The sequence below is a fragment of the Stenotrophomonas sp. AS012628 genome, from assembly GCF_010608305.1.
Classification (GTDB): Bacteria; Pseudomonadota; Gammaproteobacteria; order Xanthomonadales; family Xanthomonadaceae; genus Stenotrophomonas; species Stenotrophomonas geniculata.
The window spans coordinates 1-440 of sequence record NZ_VMBJ01000106.1; the positions used below are offsets into that span (position 1 = coordinate 1).

Sequence of the window (440 nt, forward strand, 5' to 3'; positions counted from 1 at the left end):
TCCCCTGCTTTCACCCGTAGGTCGTATGCGGTATTAGCGTAAGTTTCCCTACGTTATCCCCCACGACAGAGTAGATTCCGATGTATTCCTCACCCGTCCGCCACTCGCCACCCAAGGAGCAAGCTCCTCTGTGCTGCCGTTCGACTTGCATGTGTTAGGCCTACCGCCAGCGTTCACTCTGAGCCAGGATCAAACTCTTCACTTAAAACGACATGATCCGAAGATCAAAATTTAAAGCTGCAGATGATTGATTCTGGCAACGTATCGCTTGCTTTAAAACAATTAATAGTTGCTTGATCAAACGTCTGCAAGATGGACAATCATCCTTCCTGCAGGCGCCTTCACAAGATACCTGCGCATACTTTCAAAGATCCGGGGAAGTGGCCTCAGCGCCGTTCCCGTGTGCTGCGAAGTTTCCTTCGTAGCGAGCCGCCCATTAT

The 440-nt window shown here is 50.5% G+C and carries 1 rRNA gene; it reads right to left on the reverse strand.

Features of this window, described 5'->3' with window-relative positions:
• Nucleotides 1-205: ribosomal RNA gene (locus G5A07_RS21165) — 16S ribosomal RNA — on the reverse strand; the annotation flags it as partial.
• Between the last annotated feature and the right edge of the window lie 235 nt (nt 206-440).